Raw genomic sequence first — 276 nt, 5'->3', positions numbered from 1 at the left:
CAGGCTGAGCCGGCCCTCGTCGCCGCTGGCCGGCGGGGTGCGTTGCACGAGGACCGTGTCGCCCACCCAGCCGAGCGGGCGCACCGACCACGAGCCGTCGCCGGAGGTCTCGCCCGATCGGGTCGACACCTCGTCCCGGTCCAGGCGCAGCGTGACCAGGTCGTAGCTCGCCTGGGTGCCAACGGCGAGCACGGAGCCGTCGCCTGACAGCGCGGCGGCGTCCGTGATCTCCGGGAGGTCGGCTGCCCGGCGTTTCGAGCGCGTGCCGTCGGGTCC

Annotated in this window: 1 protein-coding gene; it reads right to left on the bottom strand. The window is 75.4% G+C overall.

The window, feature by feature from the left end:
- The coding region (locus QWY28_RS23720) for a hypothetical protein (protein ID WP_300955363.1) at positions 1 to 276 on the bottom strand (276 nt) is incomplete at both ends.

It is taken from the genome of Nocardioides oceani (genome assembly GCF_030412965.1).
Lineage (GTDB): Bacteria > Actinomycetota > Actinomycetes > Propionibacteriales > Nocardioidaceae > Nocardioides > Nocardioides oceani.
Note: the sequence above shows the minus strand (reverse complement) of the source record. Positions and strands in the feature narration are given on the sequence as shown.